The sequence below is a fragment of the Micromonospora sp. NPDC000442 genome (assembly GCF_042898635.1).
In the GTDB taxonomy this organism is placed as follows: domain Bacteria; phylum Actinomycetota; class Actinomycetes; order Mycobacteriales; family Micromonosporaceae; genus Micromonospora.
Genome location: NZ_JBIAYZ010000022.1, coordinates 15,436 through 36,411 on the forward strand (window position 1 = coordinate 15,436; position 20,976 = coordinate 36,411).

General features: G+C 71.4%; 20 protein-coding genes. 11 read left to right on the forward strand and 9 right to left on the reverse strand.

Annotation, left to right across the window (positions count from 1 at the left end; genetic code table 11):
* The first annotated feature begins 1 nt into the window (after window position 1).
* The 6 genes from ACFY2A_RS26040 (at window position 2) to ACFY2A_RS26065 (ending at window position 6,344) form a co-directional block, all read left to right on the forward strand.
* Complete coding sequence (locus ACFY2A_RS26040) at window positions 2–871, forward strand: manganese catalase family protein (RefSeq protein WP_363922117.1); 870 nt, start codon at window positions 2–4, stop codon at window positions 869–871.
* A gap of 69 nt (window positions 872–940) precedes the next feature.
* Window positions 941–2,047: a putative manganese transporter gene (locus ACFY2A_RS26045; protein ID WP_387175355.1), complete on the forward strand. Its 1,107-nt coding sequence runs from the start codon at window positions 941–943 to the stop codon at window positions 2,045–2,047.
* Window positions 2,048–2,067: 20 nt separating this feature from the next.
* The gene (locus ACFY2A_RS26050; protein ID WP_387175357.1) at window positions 2,068–2,340 is read left to right on the forward strand and encodes a hypothetical protein; all 273 of its coding nucleotides are present in this window, start codon (window positions 2,068–2,070) and stop codon (window positions 2,338–2,340) included.
* Between the two features lie 187 nt (window positions 2,341–2,527).
* Window positions 2,528–4,183: a hypothetical protein gene (locus tag ACFY2A_RS26055; protein WP_387175358.1), complete on the forward strand. Its 1,656-nt coding sequence runs from the start codon at window positions 2,528–2,530 to the stop codon at window positions 4,181–4,183.
* Window positions 4,183–5,268 carry a hypothetical protein gene (locus ACFY2A_RS26060; protein WP_387175360.1) on the forward strand — a complete coding sequence of 362 codons (1,086 nt, stop codon included), beginning with the start codon at window positions 4,183–4,185 and terminating at the stop codon, window positions 5,266–5,268. Before ACFY2A_RS26055 ends, ACFY2A_RS26060 begins: the two co-directional genes overlap by 1 nt.
* Complete coding sequence (locus tag ACFY2A_RS26065) at window positions 5,265–6,344, forward strand: hypothetical protein (RefSeq protein WP_387175362.1); 1,080 nt, start codon at window positions 5,265–5,267, stop codon at window positions 6,342–6,344. The genes ACFY2A_RS26060 and ACFY2A_RS26065 overlap by 4 nt, the downstream gene beginning before the upstream one ends.
* A gap of 11 nt (window positions 6,345–6,355) precedes the next feature.
* Here ACFY2A_RS26065 and ACFY2A_RS26070 read toward each other — a convergent pair whose 3' ends face one another.
* Together ACFY2A_RS26070 and ACFY2A_RS26075 are read right to left on the reverse strand one after the other, a co-directional pair.
* Entirely contained in the window at window positions 6,356–7,132 is a 777-nt protein-coding gene (locus ACFY2A_RS26070; protein ID WP_387175364.1) for an SDR family oxidoreductase, read from the reverse strand.
* Between the two features lie 70 nt (window positions 7,133–7,202).
* Window positions 7,203–7,892 (reverse strand): DUF2306 domain-containing protein, encoded by a 690-nt coding sequence (locus ACFY2A_RS26075; RefSeq protein WP_363922132.1) that lies wholly within the window; start codon window positions 7,890–7,892, stop codon window positions 7,203–7,205.
* Between the two features lie 241 nt (window positions 7,893–8,133).
* Here ACFY2A_RS26075 and ACFY2A_RS26080 point away from each other — a divergent pair, with 241 nt between their 5' ends.
* The 3 genes from ACFY2A_RS26080 (at window position 8,134) to ACFY2A_RS26090 (ending at window position 10,790) form a co-directional block, all read left to right on the forward strand.
* Entirely contained in the window at window positions 8,134–8,799 is a 666-nt protein-coding gene (locus ACFY2A_RS26080) for a response regulator (RefSeq protein WP_387175366.1), read from the forward strand.
* 198 nt (window positions 8,800–8,997) lie between these two features.
* Entirely contained in the window at window positions 8,998–9,630 is a 633-nt protein-coding gene (locus tag ACFY2A_RS26085) for an HNH endonuclease family protein (protein ID WP_387175368.1), read from the forward strand.
* 152 nt (window positions 9,631–9,782) lie between these two features.
* Window positions 9,783–10,790: a 1-aminocyclopropane-1-carboxylate deaminase gene (locus ACFY2A_RS26090; protein ID WP_387175370.1), complete on the forward strand. Its 1,008-nt coding sequence runs from the start codon at window positions 9,783–9,785 to the stop codon at window positions 10,788–10,790.
* A 163-nt stretch (window positions 10,791–10,953) separates the two neighbouring features.
* On the opposite strand, the gene ACFY2A_RS26095 is transcribed toward ACFY2A_RS26090, so the two are convergent.
* Together ACFY2A_RS26095 and ACFY2A_RS26100 are read right to left on the reverse strand one after the other, a co-directional pair.
* Window positions 10,954–12,192 carry an RNA polymerase sigma factor gene (locus ACFY2A_RS26095; protein WP_387175372.1) on the reverse strand — a complete coding sequence of 413 codons (1,239 nt, stop codon included), beginning with the start codon at window positions 12,190–12,192 and terminating at the stop codon, window positions 10,954–10,956.
* Window positions 12,192–12,581 carry a YciI family protein gene (locus ACFY2A_RS26100; protein ID WP_387175457.1) on the reverse strand — a complete coding sequence of 130 codons (390 nt, stop codon included), beginning with the start codon at window positions 12,579–12,581 and terminating at the stop codon, window positions 12,192–12,194. Before ACFY2A_RS26100 ends, ACFY2A_RS26095 begins: the two co-directional genes overlap by 1 nt.
* A 142-nt stretch (window positions 12,582–12,723) precedes the next feature.
* Between ACFY2A_RS26100 and ACFY2A_RS26105 the strand changes: the two genes are divergently transcribed.
* Together ACFY2A_RS26105 and ACFY2A_RS26110 are read left to right on the forward strand one after the other, a co-directional pair.
* On the forward strand, window positions 12,724–13,587 hold the full coding sequence (locus tag ACFY2A_RS26105) for a neutral zinc metallopeptidase (protein ID WP_387175375.1): 864 nt from the start codon (window positions 12,724–12,726) through the stop codon (window positions 13,585–13,587).
* Between the two features lie 101 nt (window positions 13,588–13,688).
* A complete protein-coding gene (locus tag ACFY2A_RS26110; RefSeq protein WP_387175458.1) occupies window positions 13,689–14,336 on the forward strand; it encodes an HAD family hydrolase in 648 nt (215 codons plus the stop codon).
* Window positions 14,337–14,437: 101 nt separating this feature from the next.
* Here ACFY2A_RS26110 and ACFY2A_RS26115 read toward each other — a convergent pair whose 3' ends face one another.
* From ACFY2A_RS26115 to ACFY2A_RS26135, 5 genes are all read right to left on the reverse strand, one after another.
* The gene (locus tag ACFY2A_RS26115) at window positions 14,438–16,987 is read right to left on the reverse strand and encodes an ABC transporter permease (protein WP_387175377.1); all 2,550 of its coding nucleotides are present in this window, start codon (window positions 16,985–16,987) and stop codon (window positions 14,438–14,440) included.
* Entirely contained in the window at window positions 16,987–17,754 is a 768-nt protein-coding gene (locus ACFY2A_RS26120) for an ABC transporter ATP-binding protein (protein ID WP_363922144.1), read from the reverse strand. The genes ACFY2A_RS26115 and ACFY2A_RS26120 overlap by 1 nt, the downstream gene beginning before the upstream one ends.
* 281 nt (window positions 17,755–18,035) lie before the next feature.
* The gene (locus ACFY2A_RS26125) at window positions 18,036–18,722 is read right to left on the reverse strand and encodes a response regulator transcription factor (protein ID WP_363922544.1); all 687 of its coding nucleotides are present in this window, start codon (window positions 18,720–18,722) and stop codon (window positions 18,036–18,038) included.
* Between the two features lie 40 nt (window positions 18,723–18,762).
* Entirely contained in the window at window positions 18,763–19,959 is a 1,197-nt protein-coding gene (locus ACFY2A_RS26130) for a sensor histidine kinase (protein ID WP_363922146.1), read from the reverse strand.
* 79 nt (window positions 19,960–20,038) lie between these two features.
* Window positions 20,039–20,953, reverse strand: coding sequence for a RecB family exonuclease (locus ACFY2A_RS26135; RefSeq protein ID WP_387175379.1), 915 nt, complete (start codon window positions 20,951–20,953; stop codon window positions 20,039–20,041).
* Between the last annotated feature and the right edge of the window lie 23 nt (window positions 20,954–20,976).

Below are 20,976 nucleotides of genomic sequence, written 5' to 3' on the forward strand. Positions count from 1 at the left end.
CGTGTTCACCCATATCAAGGACCTGCAGTTCGAAGCCAAGCCGGACGGCCCCGACGCCGCGTTCGCCCGCCGGCTCCAGGAGATCCTGGGCGGCAAGTGGGGCGAGATGACCGTCGCCAACCAGTACCTCTTCCAGGGCTGGAACTGCCGGCTGCCCGGCAAGTACAAGGATCTGCTGCTCGACGTCGGCACCGAGGAGATGGGCCACGTCGAGATGATCGCCACCATGATCACCCGGCTGCTGGACAACGCGCCGTTGTCGTTGCAGGAGGCCGCCGAGGACAATCCGATGGTCGGGGCGATCTACGGCGGCTCCAACCCCGCACACTTCATCCACGGCGGCGGCGGGGCGATGCCGGTGGACAGCGTCGGGGTGCCCTGGAACGGCAGCTTCGTCACCGCCAGCGGCAACCTGATGGCCGACTTCCAGCTCAACGTCACCGCCGAGGCCCAGGGCCGGCTCCAGGTGTCGCGCCTGTTCAACATGACCGACGATCCCGGCGTGAAGCAGATGCTCCGCTTCCTGCTGGCCCGCGACACGATGCACCAGAACATGTGGATGGCCGCCATCGAGCAGCTCAAGGAGGACGGCCTGGAGGAGATGCCGGTGCCGGACGCCTTCCCCGACTCGCCGGACTTCACCGAGCAGTTCAGCTACACCTACCTGGACTTCTCTCCGGGTCAGGACGCCGCGCAGGGACGCTGGGCCGCCGGACCCACGCCGGACGGCAAGGGCGAATTCCGCTACGACCACAGCCCTCGCGCCCACGCGCCCGAACCTGTCCTGCCGCCGGGTGACCCGCGCCTGTACGGGACCAACCCGGGCATGGCGCAGGGCGTGGTCAACACCGTCAAGAGCAAGATCAGCTGACGTCGCCCGCCGGGCCGCCCACCCACCGGGTGGTCCGGCGGGCGTCACCCCGCCCCGAGGAGGTGCGCCGTGACCGAACTCGTGCTCCGCCCGCTCGCGGACGCGTTCATGCAGGTGGGTGTGTACGTCGCCGTGATGGTGGCGCTGTTCGGCTGGCTGCGGTGGCGGTACGGGGACCGGGTCACCGACGGGCTGACCCGTCGCCGCCGGGTGGGCCCGCTGGTCGGCGCGCTGCTGGGGGTCACGCCGGGCTGCGGTGGCGCGATCATCCTCATGCCCCTGTACGCGCGCGGCAAGGTCTCCTTCGGCACCGTCGTGGGGGCGCTGGTCGCGACCATGGGCGACTCGTCGTGGGTGGTGCTGGCCTGGAACCCACTCTTCGCGCTCCAACTGCACGCGCTGCTGTTCGTCGTCGGCCTGGCCACCGGGTACGCCGTCGACGCCCTCGGCATCGACCCGGCCCGGTCCGCCGTCCGGCGGCGGGCGGTGCCCGTCACCACGCCGGTGCGCCCCGCCGTCGACGCCGGACCCGATCTCGCCTCGTCCCGCCGCCTGTTCGGCGGCCTGCTGCCCCGGATGCCCGCATCGACGGCGTTCTGGGGGCTGACGACGCCGGCCTTCGCGGTCTCCGTACCGGTGGTGTTCCAGCTCGTCGACCCGACGGCGCTGACCGTGATCGGTGGGGTGGACCCGTACCTGGCGCTCGGTGTGCTCGGCACCCTGGTCGCGGCACTCATCTTCGCCGCCGGGCGGGGGCGGCTGGCCGACGACAGCCTGGAGACCGCACACGCCAGCACGATGGCGGCGACCATGCGGCACAGCGCCCACGAGGCCTCGTTCGTCACGGTCTGGGTGGCGGTGGCCTATCTCGGCTGGCAGGTGCTGAGCACCACGACCGGCTTCGACGGTACGCAACTCGTCCTGACCGGCATCGTCGGCGTGCTGGTCGGCGCCTTGATCGGCCTGGTACCCGGCTGCGCCCTGCAGATCGTCTTCACCGGCCTCTACGTCAGTGGCGGACTGCCGCTACCCACTCTGGTCGCGAACGCGATCAGTCAGGACGGAGACGCCCTGATCCCACTCGCCGCGCTGCGTCGACACTCCGCGGTCGTGGCGACCGTCATCACCACCGTTCCCGCGGCGGCCGTCGGCGGGGCGTTGCTCGTGTTCTGGTGAACCGGCCGAAGGAGCATGCCATGTCGATCTCGAAGACGGATCTCGTCCCGCTGTCGCGGGTCCGGCGCAAGCTGGCCGTTTTCAGTGGTCTGAGTCTCGTCGCGCTGGCCGTCGGGCTGCCCGGCTGGTCGGTCGCGGCACTGGTGCTGACCAGCCTGGCGATTCCCGTCGCCGTCGGAATGGCCGGCGGCGGCAGCCTCCTTCGCCAGCTGCTGCGCCCGGGCGCGAACCCGGGCGGCTGGATAACGCGGTCGAGGGATCGTGGCCCACGGCGGACACGCGCGTCGGTTTGAAAAAGGTTCACCCCTGATGCCGTCCCGGCCACCTGCTGTCCATGCGATGTCAACCTGAATTCCTCTCGGCGCCGGTACCTTGCGGTCTCCGTGAGTCGTGCCGGGCCTGCCGGCGCGCTCCACGGTGCACAAACGAATTCACACACAGCGCGCTCAGACGGGTATGCGGGGGAAGGCGGTTCTTCGGGTGTGGCTCGGGGCTGACAAGAAGGAGTTCGAGGCCTTCCTCGATTCCGCTGACGTTTACTGGCGCAAGAACCTGGGCTCCACGACGTCCCAGAACTACCTCGTCGTCGAGGTGTTCCACCAGGACATCAGGGTGGCGATGCGCAATCTGTCGGTCGCCAACGCGATCCGCCGCATCGTCCCCGCCCAGCTGGTCGTGGTGACCGGGGTGGAGCAGATGTGGCACGACGCGCTGTGGACCGAGTTCGACGTGAAGCTGGTCGAGCGGATCGCGGCGGCCTACGGTGCCAGCCAGGTCATCGACCTGTACCGCCTCGTCGAGGGGCCGGCCAACTCCGCCACTGCGAGTGCCGTGCCGGTGGAGCTGTTCGGACGGCCGCTGCCCCCCGGTGCGCCGATCAGTGCGGAGACCCTCGCCGAGTTCGTCAGCGCCACCTACTGCCGGGTGACCAAGCGGCCCCGGGCGCCGGAGAACCCCACCGCCGACCCGCGCTACCGGCGACGGCAGGCGTTGGCCCGGGCCATCTCCTCCGCCTACGACGCCCTGCTCGGCAGCGGCTCGGTGGTCGCGCTGGTCACCAGTCACGTCGACTACGACCACTGGGGGCTCGCGGTGGACTCCGCCCGGCGGGCCGGGGTGCCGGTCGTGCACACCCAGCAGACCGGGTGTCTCAAGGCGTACGCCCTGTTCCCCGAGAACGACACCGGTGAACACACCTTCCGTGGTGAACTCACCCACCAGATCGGCGCCTTCTTCGAACAGCGGGTGTGGTCGCGACGCAACGAGGTGCGGCGCAACGCCGAACTGGTCGCCTGGCGCTCGAAGGTCAACCTGGGTCGGCCCAGCTGGTGGCGGGGCGGCGCCAGCGCCTCCGTCGACATCACCAACAGCAGTGAGCGGGCCCGGCTGCGTACGCACTTCGCGGCCCGCCTGGGTTTCGACCCGGCTCGTCCGGTGGTGGCGGTGTTCAACCACGCCGTGTCCGACGCGCCGGGCACGAACCACCAGTCCTTCCCCACGCTGGCCGACTGGTTCGAGGAGACCGCCCGGTTCGCCAGCACCGCCACCGAGGTGCAGTGGCTGTTCCAGGACCATCCGAGCCAGTTCCGCTACGACAGCACCGACTTCTTCGACTCGGTCGCCCGCCGGTACGCCCGACACCGGCACATGGTGTTCCAGCCCAGCAAGGACCTGAGCAAGAACGGTCTGTGGAGCCTCGTCGACCTGGGCGTCACCGTTCGCGGCAGCGTCAGCAACGAACTGCCGGCGTACGGCATCCCGGTGATCCAGGCCGGCTGGTCCGAGTGGAGCGAGTGCGGTCTGTCCACCGTGGTGAACGACCCGGAGAGCTACTGGAAGGCACTCGACGCCGCGATCAGCGCCATGCTCAACGGCGAGGAGATCATCTCAGTCGAGCAGGTCGAGCGCGCCCGACTGTGGTTGTGGTTCTACCGCAGCGCCACGGACCTGTTCACCCCTCAGGTGCCGCACTGGGAGGTCTGGCCCGCAGACTACCTGCTGCGCGCGGTGCGCACCTCGTTCCGGCACATCGAGAGCGACGCGGACCCGGTCTTCGAGGCCGTCGAGCGCATGTGGACCCGGCGGGAGCCGGTGCTGACCCGAACCGACCTCCAGGAGCCGGGAGGTGTCCGGTAGTGGCGATCGGTACGTGGTTCGCCACCGAGTTCGACGAGCCGGTTCCGGCCCGGGAGCTTCCCGCGATGTTCACCTCGGGTGGGGATCCCGAAGTGTTGCTCGCCGACCAGGTCGCCCGGGGCGTCGCGATCGTGGGTCGGGTCCAGGGCGGGTCCGGCGCGGTCGTGCTCAAGGTACGCACCGACGGCCGTCCGGTCCGCGTCCGGGTCGACCTGCACATCGACGGTGCCTCGCAGACCGCCTGGTCGCGGGCGGCGGCACCGGCCCGGGGGATGCGTGAGCTGCCGCGACTGGTCATGGTCCGGGCCCAGGGCACGGACCGGGCCGCCGCCCTGATCAGCCGTCAGCGGGGGCGGTTGCGGATGGTGGAGGCCCACGCCTGGGTGGAGTTCGACCTACGGGCCGACGAGGTGGGCGAGGACGGCCTCCTGATCATCGAGGTGGTGGACGGCACGTTGCCGCCGTGGGCGTCGACCGCGCTCAGCCCGCTGGCGGCGATCGGGGTGCGGATCAACCAGGTCGAGATCGTCGCGATCGACGAGGCGGAGCAGCGCAGCGGTGCCACTCGACTCGCCGGTGCCGCCGCGCAGCTGGCCGGGCTGGTCAGCGTCGGCGGTCTGGTCGGGGCGCGAGGTCGCGGCCAGGGACACGCCCGGTCGAGGTTCGTCGTGGTCAACGCCGCCGACTCCACCGTGCGGTGCCGGCTGCGGATCTCGGCCGCCACGGCTCCACCGGCCGCGATGCGACAGCCGAGCCAGAAGTGGCTGCGTCGCCGGCAGGGCCAGACCGTGCTGAAGGCGTTCCGGGTGGCTCAGCGCGGGGCCGGATATGCGCTGTTCGAGGCGTCGCCGTTCACCCGGTCGCCGGATCCGGACCGGCTGGTCGTCCGGGGCGTACATCTGGTCGGCGGCACCGAATGCCGGGTGAGCGCCACCCCGCAGACCGAGGACACCCTCGACGTGGTGATCGAGCGTACGGCCCCTGGTCCGGTGCTGGTCGGGCTCGCCGAGCGGGACAACCCGGCGGTACGGCGGCGGGTCGCCGAGACCGTCTGCCAGCTCGTCGAGCTGGAGTGCCACCGGTGACCGCGCACAACCACCACGACCTGACGCTGGCCGATGATCCGGCGGCCAACCGGCGAACGCTCGAACGAATCCTGACCTCCGGGACCGGGGGCACCGTGCGGCTGCCGGCGGGCACCTTCACGCTGGACCGGGGAGTGGTGCTCGGACCGGACTGGACGCTGACCGGCGCGGCGCACGGGAACGGGCCGGTGACAACGTGGCTGACGTCGTCCTCGTCGGCCGGCGAACCCGTCGTCCACGTGCTGGGTTCACGGGTGACGGTCCAGGACATCGGCTTCCTCCCACCGCCGTGCGCGCCGGGGGAGCACGGCGGTGACCGGGGCACCGCCATCACCATCGGGAGCTACCTGTACCCGGCCGAGACGGAGTGGATCGAGGACATCGAGATCCGGCGCGTCCAGGTCGAGCGCCGCGACGAGCGCGCCGCCAACTGTGTCGCCGTCATGGGCGCGGTACGCGACATCACCATCAGCGATGTGTCGATCGTCGGCGGTTGCACCGGCATCGCCGTGCACTGGGGTGCGGTCGGCGACGGGGTCGACTCGATCGTCGGACCCTCCTACCATCCGCACCACCTCGAGATTCGTGACCTACGCGTGTCCGACGCGTTCGAGGGGTTCTACCTCAGCTCGGTGCACGACGTGGCGGTGGATCGGGTCCACCTGAGCGAGGTCGAGATCGGCTTCCGGCTGCTGCCCGGCGACAACACGGACCGGTTCCACCCGGGCGGCGACGAGCCGGTCGGCGCGCGGATCCGGGTCTGCGGTGCGCACGTGGCCTGGAACGGTCCGTTGTACGCGGTCCGGATCGCCGGCTGGGGACGCAGCGAGATCGACCACTCGTTCCGGGTGCTCGAATACCGGGACGTGGTGGTCCGGGACTGCACGTTCGTGCCGCTGCCGCTCGCCACGGCCGGGCCCGGCGACGCGCGGCGTCCGCGGTCGCCCATTGTGGTCGAGCAGGCCTCCGGTGTGATCCTGGAGGGGATCAGCGTCGACCTGCGGGCGGATGCGGTCGGTTCGCAGCTTGACGAGGGGGCGACCGCCGTTCGCCGCCAGCCGGCCGGGTCCCGGTAGCCGGAGGTCGATCAGCTCAGCCGCTCGGCGAGAAAATTCTCCCAGGTGCGGGTGCCGACGGTGACGCCGTCGAAGCTGAGGTTGTCGCCGTTGCGGTACGCCCGGCCGGCCGCCCCGGGCACCGGCACCGGCAGGAAGGGCCGGTTCCTGCGGCGGGCGGCGAGGTAGCTACGGACCAGGTCGGCCAGCGTGTAGACCTGCGGGCCGGCCAGCTCCGGCACGAGGCCGGACGGAGGACCCTGGACCAGGGCGACCAGCCGGTCGGCGACCTCGCGGGAGTCGACCGGCTGGAACCGGATCACCCTCGGGTCGGGCACGATCGGCAGGGCTGCCAGCTTCTGCACGACGGTGAAGACCAGGTCGTGGAACTGCGCGGCCCGCAGCGTCGTCCACGGCACGCCGGATTCGCTGACCGCCCGCTCCGCGCCGCGCTTGGCCTCGAAGTAGCCGATCGGGACCCGGCCGGCACCGATGACCGAGATGTGGACGACGTGCCGTACCCCGGCTCGGGCGGCGGCTCGCATCAGGGTGGCGGTGGCCCGGTCGTCGCCCTTCGGGCCGCCCGCCAGGTGCAGCAACGTGTGGACACCGTGCAGCGCAGGCTCGATGCCCTCGTCCCTGAGCAGGTCACCGGCGACGTACTCGATGCCGTCGACATTTCGGTGGATCTTGCGGCTGAGTACCCGTACGGTGTGGCCCGCCGCGCGTAGGCGCGGCAGGACGTGCCCGCCGAGGGTGCCGGTGCCGCCGGTGACCAGGACAGGTGCGTTCGTCGCCGCATCGCTCATGGCTTCTCCGTTCGGATGGGTTCAGGTCTTCGACCCCGCCCGGCCGCCGAACGTGACTCCGCTGGCGGTCTCACACCGGAATCGCCGTGTCCTCTCGCGCGCGGCGCCCGCGTACCGCCGGACGCGCTCGGGCGGCACCGCCGCGCCGCCGGATGATCCATTCCGCCAGCACCACGTTGATCAGCCAGGCGGCGGTCATCGTCCCGGTCCGGCCCGCCGTCGTGACCGGACCGACGGTGGCGAGCCAGGCCATCTGGGTGAAGAACTGGGTGCCCGCGCCCATCCCGATGGCGTAGCCACGGATCATCCAGGCCCGGTGCCGGGCGAAGTCGCGGCGGCGGACCGCCACGAAGCCGAGGACGAGCGCGCCGGCCATGGCGACGCTGACCACCACCCGGACGGCGACCAGCGCGGTACTGTCGAGCGCGCCCGGCGGTAGGAACAGCGTCAGCCACAGGCCACTCAGCGCGGTGAGCAGCCCGCAGGGGATCAGGATCCGGCCGGCGACCCGGTGCCAGCGGCGGTGCAGCCGACGGAACCGGGGCGCGAACTGGAAGGCGCCGAGGACGCTGAACACGGTCACGGCGACGATGTGGGCGACCACGGGCAGCGGAGCCGAGGCGATCCGGTCGCCGTCGGGCAACACCTGGGCGCCGCCGGCCAGTTCGGTCAGGCGGAGGCCGCCGGCGACCACCGGCACCGCGCTGAGCACCAGCAGACCGGCGGGGATGAGCCAGGTCGACCTGGCGGAAGACGTCACAGCGGTGAGTCCCTTCTCGCGGCGACCAGAGCCCTGACCACGTCCCCGCTCCACGCCCGCCCGACCCTGGACGGACGTGGTGCGCGGTTCGGTCGACAAGCCCCACGGTCGCTCCTGCTCCGTCGATCCTGGCAACGCGGCGGGCCGCACTCATCGCCGTGCGGGCCGGCGTCATCTCGGCCGATGGACGGGGAAGCCGGCCGTACTTTGGGTCGAGCCACCGGCCGTGTTCAATCGTGGGGTGGCCATCCGCGTGATCGTCGCCGACGACCAGGAGATCGTCCGCACCGGACTGACGATGATCCTCAACGCCCAGCCGGACATCGACGTGGTGGGCGAGGCGGGCGACGGTCACCGGGCCGTCGAACTCGCCCGGCGACTACGCCCGGAGGTGTGTCTGTTCGACATCCGGATGCCCGGCGTGGACGGCATCGAGGCCACCCGCCGCCTCGCCGGCCCGGCCGTGCCCGACCCCCTGGCGGTGGTCGTCATCACCACCTTCGACCTCGACGAGTACGTCTACGCCGCGCTCCGCGCCGGAGCGCGGGGTTTCCTGCTCAAGGACGCCGGTACGGCCCTGCTCACCCAGGCCGTGCGGGCCGCCGCCGACGGTGACGCGCTGATCGCGCCGAACATCACCACGCGGCTGCTCCGGGCCTTCGCCGACGCGGGTCCGGCCGCGCCACCGCGGCAGCCGGTCGACGCGCTCACGCTGCGGGAGGAGGAGGTGCTGGTGGCCGTCGCCCGTGGTCGCACCAACACCGAGATCGCCGAGCAACTGCACATCAGCCTCAGCACCGTGAAGACCCACATCGCCAGCCTGATGGTCAAGCTCGGCGCCCGTAACCGGGTGGAGATCGCGATGTGGGCGTACCAGACCGACCGCGTCCGCAACGGCCCGGCGTGACCGGCCCGGCCCGGCCTTCCGGCACACCGCAGGGGATGGTCACGCACGACGTGGCTGGACTTCACGTGGCGTTCACGGGGGTTGTGGCGCGACGACACGTATTGATCGTCATTTCTGCGAGAATCCTGATGTCCCCTGCCGCGCCCCCCAGTCGGGTTCCCCCACCCGCCGTCGCAGGAGACAGTCAGGAGTCGCCCCGTGGCTCACCTACGCAAGGTCGCCATCGTCTCGGTGGTCGCCGTCGCCCTGTCGGTCGTCCTCGTGCCGCCGGCTGCCCAGGCCACACCGCCCAACATCCCCTCGTACAGCACGGCGGTGAGCCGACTGAACTCGCTCACCGTCGCGGCCGAGTCCCACCAGTCCAGCTACAACCGCGACCTGTTCCCGCACTGGATCACGGTCACCGGCGCCTGCAACACCCGGGAGCAGGTGCTCAAGCGGGACGGCAGCAACGTCGTGGTGAACGCCAGCTGTTACCCGACCTCCGGGTCCTGGTACAGCCCGTACGACGGGGTGACCCGGACGAACCCCGCCGAGATCTCCATCGATCACGTGGTGCCGCTGGCCGAGGCCTGGCGTTCGGGCGCCTGGGCCTGGACCACCGCGCGGCGCCAGACCTACGCCAACGACCTCGGCGGGCCGGAACTGTGGGCGGTCACCGGCACCGTCAACTCGTCCAAGGGCGACAAGGACCCGGCCGCCTGGAAGCCGCCGCGTGCGGCCTTCCACTGCACCTACGCCCGGGCCTGGATCCAGGTGAAGTGGTACTACGGCCTCACCGTGAACAGCGCGGAGAAGTTGGCGCTGAACACCATGCTCAACACCTGCTGAGCAGCCGCCCGCCAGGGCGGCAGCGGTGACGGGGGCGTGACGTCGACGGCGTCACGCCCTGCGTTGCTGTCGTCGTACCGGTGACCCTTCGCCGCCGAGGGTGCCGGACGGAGGGCTTGACAGTCGACGACATGCAACGTGCAAAATATCGCATGCCTCTCGACGCGTTCGACCGTTACCCGTTGCTCTTCGGTCCCAGCCCGATCCACCCACTGGACCGGCTGAGCCGCCACCTGGGCGGCGCCCGGATCTGGGCCAAGCGGGAAGACTGCAACAGCGGCCTGGCCTTCGGCGGAAACAAGACCCGCAAGCTGGAGTACCTGCTGCCCGACGCCCTGGCCCGGGGCGCGGACACCCTGGTCAGCATCGGTGGCGTGCAGTCCAATCACACCCGCCAGGTGGCCGCCGTCGCGGCCCGGGCCGGTCTGAAGGCCGTGCTGGTGCAGGAGAGCTGGGTGGACTGGCCCGACCCGGTCAACGACAAGGTCGGCAACATCCTGCTGTCACGGGTCATGGGCGCCGAGGTGCGCCTCGCGCCGGACGGCTTCGGCATCGGCATCAAGGAGAGCTGGCAGCGGGCGCTGGAGGAGGTCCGGGCCGGCGGTGGCGTGCCGTACGCGATTCCCGCCGGGGCGTCCGACCACCCGCTGGGCGGGCTCGGCTTCGCCAACTGGGCCGACGAGGTCCAGCGGCAGGAGCGGGAGCTGGGGATCTTCTTCGACACCATCGTCGTGTGCAGCGTCACCGGCAGCACCCAGGCGGGGATGATCGCCGGTTTCGCCGGCCAGGACCGCCCTCGGCGGGTGCTCGGCATCGACGCCTCGGCGAAGCTCGACGAGACCCGGGCCCAGGTGGAGAAGATCGCCCGCGACACCGCCGGGCTGATCGGTCTCGGGCGGGACCTGCGCGACGACGAGATCACCGTGCTGGCGGGCTGGGCCGGGGAGCGGTACGGCATTCCGGTGCAGTCCACCCTGGATGCGATCCGACTGAGCGGCGAGCTGGAAGGCATGATCATCGACCCGGTGTACGAGGGCAAGTCGATGGCGGCGCTGATCGACCTCGTCCGTACCCGGGACATCCCCGCCGACGCCAACGTCCTCTACGCCCATCTGGGCGGCCAACCCGCCCTGAACGCCTACCACACGCTCTTCGCCTGACGGAGCCGCAGCGCCGACCGGGGCCTCGTCCGGCGAGCTGCCATCCGGCCGGGTGAGCGTGTCCTCGACGTCGCCTGTCGGCGACCCCAGCAGCCCGACCTCCCGCCCCGCAGCTTCGACGCCGTCCTGGCCGGACTGGTCGAATGGTGACGTCAGGTTCGCCTCAGCCGTCGGTGAGGCGGTCCGCACGAGCGTTGAGGTAACGCTGCTGCGCCAGGTTGGTGGCCTGCGCGGCGGCCGTCCGGTACTCGGCGCGGGCCGCCGCCGGGTCGCCGCGCCGCTCCAGCAGATGCGCGCGTACGGCGGGCAGCCTCGGATCCCGGGCCAACCGACCGTCGGCGGCCACCTTGTCGACAAGCGCCAGTCCCGCCTCCGGCCCGTCCGTCATGGCCACCGCGACGGCATGGTTCAACGCGACCAGGGGGTTGGCGTCCATCGCCGTCAGCACCTCGTACAGTGCCGCGATCTGCGGCCAGTCGGTTTCCTGCGGGCCGGGCGCCTCGTCGTGCAGGGCGGCGATGGCAGCCTGGACCTGGTACGGCCCGGGACGTCCCCGGTGCAGCGCCTCGACCACCAGCGTCGTGCCCTCGGCGATCTGATCGGCACGCCAGCGGGAACGGTCCTGTTCGGTCATCGGCACCAGTTCGCCGTGCGGACCGGTGCGTGCCGGCGCGCGGGCGTCGGTGAGCAGCAGCAACGCCAGCAGACCGGTCACCTCCGCGGCATCGGGCAGCATCCGATGCAGCAGTCGGGTCAGCCGGATCGCCTCGGCACACAGGTCGGCGCGGAGCAGCCCGGGCCCGGAGGTGCTCGCGTACCCCTCATTGAAGATCAGGTAGAGCACTCGGAGCACGGCCGTGAGGCGCGCCGGGGCCTCGGTCGGGTCGGGCATCGCGAAGGGCAGGCCGCTGTCGCGGATGCGTTGCTTGCCCCGGGTGATCCGCCGGGTCATGGTCTGCTCCGGCACCAGGAACGCCCGGGCCACCTCGGCCGTGCTCAAACCGCCGACCGCCCGTAGGGTCAACCCGATCTGCGTGGCCGGGGGCAGCGACGGATGGCAGCACAGGAACAGCAGGATCAGGGTGTCGTCAGAGTCCGCGGTCCGGTCACCCGGCGGTGGCAGCCGCCATTCGGCCAGCACTCGTCGGCCGACGACGTCCTCCCGCTGCCGTCGCGCCTGCTCGGCCCGGAGCAGGTCGGTGAGCCGCCGCGAGGCCACCGTGATGAGCCAGGCCCGGGGGTTCGCCGGTACGCCGTCGCGGGGCCAGCCGGTGGCCGCCGCGATCAGCGCCTCCTGGGTGGCGTCCTCGGCGGTGTCGAAATGCCCGTAGCGGCGCACGAGCGCGCCGAGGACCTGCGGCGCCAGCCGGCGCAGCAGGTCCTCGACGGTCGGTTCAGCCATCAGACGAGGTCGTCGATGCCCTCGGCGATCGGGCGGACATCGACGTACTCGCCGGGGCTGTCGGGGTTCACCAGCAGGGCGGCGATCTCGGCGGCCCGGTCGAAGCTGGCGCACTCGACCACCGTGTAGCCGGCGAGGACCTCCTGCGTCTCCGGGTACGGCCCGTCGGTGACCATCGCAGCGCCGTCGCGCACCTGCACCCGGCGGGCGTGCACCGGCGCGGTCAGCCCCTGGGCGTCCACCAGTTCACCGGCGTCGGCCAGGTCCTGGTGCACCTTGCCCATGTGCGCGTGCATCGCGGCCACCTGCTCGGCCGACATCGCCGCCCGGTCGGAGCCGTGCCCGGCCATCGCGTCGTAGTCCCGCTGCGAGCCGTACAGCATGATCATGTATTTCACGGGTTGTCTCCCTCTCGCGTCCGCCACCATCTCCAGTGCCGGTTCACCGGGGACGTCGGAGCCGGACGTCCGTTCCGGACACGGACCACCGCACTCTAGGCCGCGTCACCTCCGGCTCGCCCGAGCGAGCCGGATGAAACGCGCCGAAAGAGGGCGGCCACTGAACCGGACGGGACGGGACGGCGTACCTGACGGCAACGGGCGTGACGGTCGTACCGTGGGGGTACTGGACCGGCGACGTCGAGGCGGGAGGAGCACGGTGGCGGCAGGTGGGCGAGGGCGACGCCGGGGCAGGCTCGTCGGCCTGGCGGTGGCGTTGGTGGCGGCGGCCGCCTGCATGGTGGAGCCGGTGGGTGGGCCGGCGGACCCGGACGGGCAGCGGGAACCGGCCGAGCCGACGGCCGAGGTGACCCGTGCCGACGGCACCGACACGGTGGAGGAGTTCCGGCAGGACGTGGCCGACGCGCAGCGGCTCGCCGAGCTGTACTGGGCCGACCAGTTCGAGGCGTCGGGGCAGTCCTTCCGGCCGATCCGGCGGGTCGTCCCGTACCAGCGCGACGGCGAGGTCTCCTGCGGCGGGCAGGAGGTGCCCCGCAACAACGCGGTCTACTGCACCGTCAGCGACTACATCGCGTACGACATCAACTGGTCCTTCGGCGCCTTCCGGCAGATCGGTGACGCGTTCGTGTTCTACCTGCTCGGCCACGAGTACGCGCACGGCATCCAGACCCGGCTGGGCATCCGCTACAACTTCACCATCCAGCAGGAGTTGCAGGCCGACTGCATGGCCGGGGCGTTCCTCGGCGACTCGGTACGGGCCGGCCGGCTCACCCTCGAGGAGGGCGACCTCGACGAGTTCAACGACGGACTGCTGGCCGTCGGCGACGACCCCGGCCAACCGTGGTTCGCCGAGGGCTCCCACGGCACCCCCGAGCAGCGCACCGAGGCGTTCTTCCGCGGCTACGAGCGGTCCCTGTCCGCCTGCGACCTCGGTTGAGAAAGGTCACTGTGCCGGGCACCGGACCACCGTCGGCTGACAGGATTCACCGGTTACCCGAGCCCGAGGAGGATCCGGTGAGCAGCACCCGTCCAGCCGCCGTGCTCTTCGACATGGACGGCACCCTGGTCGACAGCGAGCGGTTGTGGGACGTCGCGTTGGCCGAACTCGCACACCACTACGGCGGCACCCTGTCGGCCGACGCCCGCCGGGCGATCGTCGGCACGGGCATGGCCGACTCGATGCGTATCCTGCACGACGACCTCAGGCAGCCGCACCGGGATCCGCAGACCAGCGCGGAATGGATCAACGCGCGGATCCTGGAGCTGTTCCGCACCGGGCTGCAGTGGCGGCCGGGGGCGCTGGCGCTGCTCGGCGCGGTCCGGCAGGCGCGGATCCCGACGGCCCTGGTCACCTCCAGCGGGCGAGCACTTGTCGAGATCGCCCTGGACACCCTCGGCCGCGACAGCTTCGACGTGGTGGTCTGCGGCGACGAGGTCGACTCGACCAAGCCGCACCCGGAGCCGTACCTGACGGCCGCCCGACTGCTCGGAGTGCCCATCGACAGATGCGTGGCGATCGAGGACTCGGCGACCGGGGTGGCCAGTGCGGTGGCCGCCGGGGCCGCGGTGCTGGCCGTCCCCGCCGAGGTGCCGCTGGCACCCACCGACGGTGTACACCAGTTGGAGAGCCTGCTGCTGGCGGACCTGGAACTGCTGTCCGGGCTGCTGCGCCGAACCCCCGTCTGACACCGTCACCGTCCACCCAACCGGTCCCGCCCGGCTGACCCGCGGGACGCAGCGGAAGGCCCCTGCCACCGACCGGTGACAGGGGCCTTCGCTCCGGCGCCTCAGTCGTGGGCGATCGCGCCCAGCACGTTGATCCGGGCGGCGCGGATCGCCGGCAGCGCCGCCGCGATCACGCCGATGATCGCGGCCAGGCCGAGGAAGACACCCATCTGGCCCCACGGCAGCACCAGCTTGGTGATTCCCTCGTCGCGCAGGGCCTCCACCACCGCGGCACCCAGGCCGGCGCCGACCACGACGCCGAGCAGCGCGCCGAACACCGAGATCACCACCGCCTCCACGGTGATCATCCCCATGGTCTGCGACCGGCGCAGACCGATGGCGCGCAGCAGACCCAGCTCCCGGGTCCGCTCCAGCACCGACAGGGCGAGGGTGTTGATGATGCCGAGCACGGCGATCACGATGGCCAACGCCAGCAGGATCTGGATCATCTGGAGCAGCCCGTCGAGCTGCCCGGCCTGCTCCTCGATGAACGCGTCCCGGTCGGCCACCGACACCTCCGGGCTGTCCGCCAGCAGCGACTCCACCCGGGGCAGCACGTCGGCCGCCCGTACCCCCGGCTCCAACTGGATATAGCCCTGGATGGGCTGCGGGATGGCGAAGTCACGCGCCGCCTCGGCGGGCAACGTCACGCCGCCGAACAGCGGGGTGCTCTGGTAGATGCCGGTGACCGTGTAGGTGCGCTCCTCACCACGGGCCAACTGCACCGGCACCGTGGAGCCGACCGACAGGCCACGCGACTCCGCCGTGTCGGAGCTGACAAGCATCTGGCCCGGCCCGAGCTGTCCGATGTCCCCGGCGGTGGCGGTGGCGCCGAACATCTGCACCAGCGCGCTCGGTTCGCTGCTGGCACCGACCCAGGTACGCTCGCCGCCGACCAGCGCCATGTCGCCGTACTCGCCGTCGACGAGGCGGACCCCGGGGATCGCCTTCGCCTCGTCCAGCACCGCCGGGTCGAACGTCGGCGGGCGCGGACCGGACTGCACCCCGGCGATCACCAGCTCGGCGCTGATGCTGTCCTGCGCCAGGCTACTGATGCTGCTCTTCGCCGAGTCCAGAATCACCGTGATGCCGGTGACCAGGGCGATCCCCACCATCAACGCGGCGGCGGTGATCGCGGTGCGGCGTGGGTTGCGACCGGAGTTGAGCCGACCCAGCTTGCCCGGCACCCAACCGGAGAAGACCGTGCCCAGCGCCGCCACCACAGGGCGACTGATCAGCGGCGTCAGCAGGGCCACCCCGATGAACGAGAACAGCACGCCACCGAGGATGGTGGCCAGCGTGCTGCCACCGGCGTGCCCGCCCAGGCCGAGGAAGAGCAGGGTGGCGCCGATCGCGGTGACCAGCGCACCGCCGACGGTCACCTTTGTCAACGGCCGATCCGGCGTGGCGACGTCCTGCATCGCCGCGATCGGCGGGATCCGCGCGGCCCGCAGCGCCGGCAGCAGCGCCGCCAGCACGGTGATCACCAGACCGACACCGAACGCGCCGATCACCGCCGACGCCGGCACCCCGACCCCGGCCAGGGCCAACCCACCGGCGAGGTTGCCGAACAGGTACGCCAGCAGCGCGCCGATGCCGATGCCGGCGGCCAGGCCGAACACCGAGGCGATCAACCCGACGGCGACCGCCTCCAGCACCACCGAGCCGATGATCTGCTTGCCGCTGGCACCGACCGCCCGCAGCAACGCCAGTTCCCGGGTGCGCTGCGCCACGATGATCGAGAAGGTGTTGAGGATCAGGAACGTACCGACCAGCAGGGCCACCGCGGCGAAGCCGAGCAGGATCCGGTTGAAGAAGGACAGCCCCTCCTTCAGGCCGGCGGCGGCGTCGGCGGAGAGCTGCTCGCCGGTCTTGACCACGTAGTCGTCGCCGACCGCCGTGGCCACCGCGTCGCGCAGCTGCTCGTCGGAGACGCCGTCGGCGGCGGTGACCACGATGTTGCTGAACACGTTCGTCTCGCCGAGCATCAGCTGCTGCGCCACGGGGGTGGTGAACATGACCTCGTTGGCGCCGCCGAGGGAGTCCCGGTCACCGCTGTAGCCGAAGATGCCGACGATGGTGAAGTCCTTGCGCGGCCCGAGGGTGAGCACACCCACCCGGTCGCCGAGCGCCACCCGGCCGGCGTCCGCCAACCCCTTGTTGATGACGATCTCATCGTCGGCCTGCGGCTCCCGGCCCTCCCGCAACCGCACCAGGTCGCTCTCGCCGGTCCAGTTGCCGCCCAACTGCGGCGGCCCGAACGAGGTGACGGCCTTGCCGTTGCTGCCGATCAGCCGGGCCCCGTCGGCGGCGACCACCCCGGTGGCCTCGGCCACCCCGTCCACCGCGCGCACCGTCTCCACCGTGGCGGCCGGGAACGGGGTGGCGAGTTCGTCGTCCTCCCGCTCGCCGCGTTCCAGCTTCGGCTTGGCGGCCACGTTGACGTCGACCTCGGCGTACGCGTCGGCGAACAGCGAGTCGAAGGAACGGCCCAGGGTGTCGGTGAGGACGAAGGCACCGGAGACGAACATGACGCCGAGCACCACGGCCAGGCCGGACAGGATCAGCCGGACCTTGCGGGCCAGCAGACTCTTCAAGGTTGCCCGGAACATCAGCCGGCCACCTCGGCGGGCGTGTCCAGCTTCTTCATCGTGTCCAGCACCGTGTCCGCGGTCGGCTCGATCAGCTCCGAGACGATCTGCCCGTCGGCGAGGAACACCACCCGGTCGGCGTACGCGGCGGCCGTCGGATCGTGGGTGACCATGACGATGGTCTGCCCGTGCTCGCGGACCGAGTTGCGCAGGAAGTTCAACACCTCCGCGCCGGAGCGCGAGTCGAGGTTACCGGTCGGCTCGTCCGCGAAGATCACCTCGGGGCGGGCCACCAGGGCACGGGCACACGCCACCCGCTGCTGCTGGCCGCCGGACAACTGCGCCGGCCGGTGACCCAACCGGTCCCGCAGACCCACCGTGTCGATCACCACGTCGAACCAGGCCGGATCCGGCTTGCGCCCGGCGATCGACAACGGGAGCAGGATGTTCTCCTTGGCGGTCAACGTCGGCAGCAGGTTGAACTGCTGGAAGATGAAGCCGACCTTGTCGCGGCGCAACTTCGTCAGACCCGCGTCACCGAGCCCGGTGACGGTGGTCTCGCCGATCTCCACGGTCCCCCTGGTCGTCGAATCCAACCCGGCCAGGCAGTGCATCAACGTCGACTTGCCGGAACCCGACGGGCCCATGATCGCCGTGAACCGTCCGCGCTCGAACTCCGCGCTGACCCCCCGCAGGGCGATGACCTGTGCCTCGCCGCTGCCGTACACCTTCCACACGTCGCTCGCCCGGGCTGCGGCCGATGCCGGCTGGCCTGTCGTAGCGGTCACGTTACGTACCTCTCCGTCGCGTCTGCTCGCACCGCCCCCGCTGGTCCGGTGCGAGTCCATCATCTGTGCTGCCCACCGCCGATCCGTCCGACTCCGGGCGGAGGCGGAGCGGATTTCCGGCTGCGGGTACCCCCCAAACCGAAGTCAGGGTTGTCCCCGACCCGGCAGCTGTCGGCCATCTGCAGCCGGTGGTCACGGTCATCCTGGACGTTGCCGCCGCGTGAGGGTCAACCGATTTCCACCGCAGGCCGTCACGGTAGGTGACGGATGCAACGCCGGCGTTAACCCCCAGGTCGGACCAGGCCCGACTCGTACGCCAACACCACCGCCTGCACCCGGTCGCGTAGCCCGAGCTTGGTCAACACATGTCCGACGTGCGTCTTGATGGTGGTCTCGCTCACCGACAGCGCCCGGGCGATCTCGGCGTTCGACAGGCCACGGGCGACCTGCACGAGCACCTCCCGCTCCCGCTCGGTAAGCGCGCCAAGCGCCTTCGGCGGCGTCGCGGACGGATCCGGCAGCACGTCGGCGAAACGGTCCAGCAGCCGACGCAGGATCCGCGGCGCCACCACCGCGTCACCGGCGGCCACCGTGTGGATCGCGGTGACCAGATCCTCCGCCGGCACGTCCTTGGCCAGGAAGCCGCTCGCCCCGGCCCGCAACGCCCCCACCACGTACTCGTCCAGATCGAAGGTGGTCAGGATGAGCACCCGCACCGGCAACCGGGCATCCACGATCGCCCGGGTGGCGCTCACCCCATCCATCCGGGGCATCCGAATGTCCATCAGCACCACGTCCGGCAACAACCGACGGGACAGCTCCACCGCCTCCACCCCGTCGCCGGCCTCCGCGACGATGTCCAGGTCAGCCTCCGCGCCGAGGACCATCCGGAAGCCCGTACGCAGCAGCGGCTGGTCGTCGGCGAGCAGGATCCGCACCGGCCGGGCCCGCCCCGTCGAATCGGCCATCTGGTCCTCCCCGTCGACTGCACCGCTCACCAGACCCACCTCACCGACGGCTCGCCTCGGGCAGCGGCTCAACCGGAATCCGGGCGTACACCCGGTAGCCGCCGCCGCTGCGCGCGCCGGTGCGCAGGATCCCACCGTAGAGGCCGACCCGTTCCCGCATCCCGACCAGGCCGTGCCCGATCCGATCGGTGTCCGGCGACGGCCCGCGACCGGTGTCGGTGACCTCGACCTCCACCGCGTCGCCACCGAAACCCACCCGCACCTGCGCGGTCGCCGTCCCGGCATGCTTGAGGGCGTTCGTCAGCGCCTCCTGCACGATCCGGTACACGGTCAGCGCCACCCCCTCCTCCAACTGTCCCGGCTCACCCGCCACGGTCAACGTCACCGGCAACCCGGCCTCCCGCACCTGATCAGTGAGCGTCTCGATTCCGGCGAGGCCCGGCTGCGGCGCCAACTCCGCCGCCGGCTCGGCCTCGGTACGCAGCACGTCGAGCAGCCGGCGCAGCTCCCGCAGCGTCGCCCGGCTGGTCTCCTCGATCGTGGCCATCGCCTCGTCGGCGCTGTCCGGGTCGCGGCGCAGCACCCGTCGCACCCCGGTCGCCAGCACCCCCATCACGCTGACGTGATGGGCCACCACGTCGTGCAGCTCCCGGGCGATCCGGCGCCGCTCGTCCGCGACCGCCTGCTCGGCCAGCGCCCGCTGATTGGCCTCGGCGACCCGGGCCCGCTCCCGCAGCGCCTCGGTGGAGGCGCGGCGCGCGTGCACCGTCCGGCCCACCGAGAACGACACGATCCCCACCAGGATGTTGTTCGCGATCAGGAACGCCGTACTGACCTGCGGAACACCCTCCGGCGGCACCACGGTGTTCACCACGGCCACCGGAAGCCACAACCCCACCGCCGCCACCAGCGCCGGACGCACCGGGCGGTAGGCCGCCATCGTGTAGGTGAGCACCACGAAGGTGAGACTCTGCGTCGTGGGCGCCACCTCGATGACGACCGGCAGCAGCAGCGTGGCCAACGCGGCCAGCAGTGCCGGCCACGGCGCCACCCGGCGCAGCACCACCGGCGTCGCGCACAACACACTCCACCCCAGCGCCGCCGGCAACGGTCGCGGCCAGAACTCCTGAGGAGTGAGCAGGGTGAACACGACCTCGCCCAGGACCAGGCCGACGGCCAGCAGCGCGTCACCGGCCGCCGGATTGCGACGCAGCCACTCCCTCAGCGCGTTGCCCACGCCCCGACGCTAGCCGCCTCCGCCGCCGAAAGATCGTCTTGTGTGGTGACTCGTCCCTCATCCCCGGGAAGGAGGGCGACTACTCGTCGGCGCCCGGTGGCGCGGGGGAGGACCGGGCGTCACGCAGCGGACCGGGCGTCGCCGCCGGCTCCGGGAAGGGCGGCGGAGTCCCCCCGTAGCTGGGGCACCGGGCCTGATGACTGCACCAGTCGCACAGCCGGCTCGGCCGGGGTCGGAAATCCCGGGCGGCGGTGGCCTGCTCGATCGCCCGCCACAACGCCACCACCGTCCGCTCGAAGCGCACCAACTCCTCGGCGTCGGGAGCGTAGTCACACACCTCGGCGTCCTTGAGGTAGAGCAGGCGCAGCACCCGGGGCACCACGCCACGGGTGCGCCACAGGACCAGGGCGTAGAACTTCAACTGGAACAGGGCCCGCGCCTCGAACGCCTCCCGCGGCGCACCCCCGGTCTTGTAGTCCACCACCCGTAGCGCGCCGTCGGGAGCCACGTCGAGCCGGTCGAGGTAGCCGCGAATCAGCAACTCGTCGTCGACCACGGCGGAGATCAGGCTCTCCCGCTCGGCCGGCTCCAGCCGGCGCGGGTCCTCCACCGCGAAGTAGCCGCCCAGCAGGGCCGACGCCGAGCGGAGGAACTCCGCCACGGTCGACGGGTCGTCATCGGAGAACAACCCGGCCAACTCCGGCTGCTCGGTGACCAGGCGATCCCACTGGCCGGCCACGAGATCACCGGCGGCCTCCGGAGTGCGGGCCGCTGGCGGCAGGTCGAACAGCCGCTCCAGCACCGCGTGCACAAGCGTGCCCCGAGCCTGCTCCACGCTGGGCCGCTCGGGCAGCCGGTCGATGCTGCGGAACCGGTAGAGCAGCGGGCAGGTCTTGAAATCCGCCGCCCGCGACGGCGACAGCGAGGCCCGCACCGTCACCGGCAACTCCGTCGGGGTCGGGGCCTGCTGAGTGATCACCGGATCCGCCGTCATGCCCCGGAAGGTTAGGCCACCGG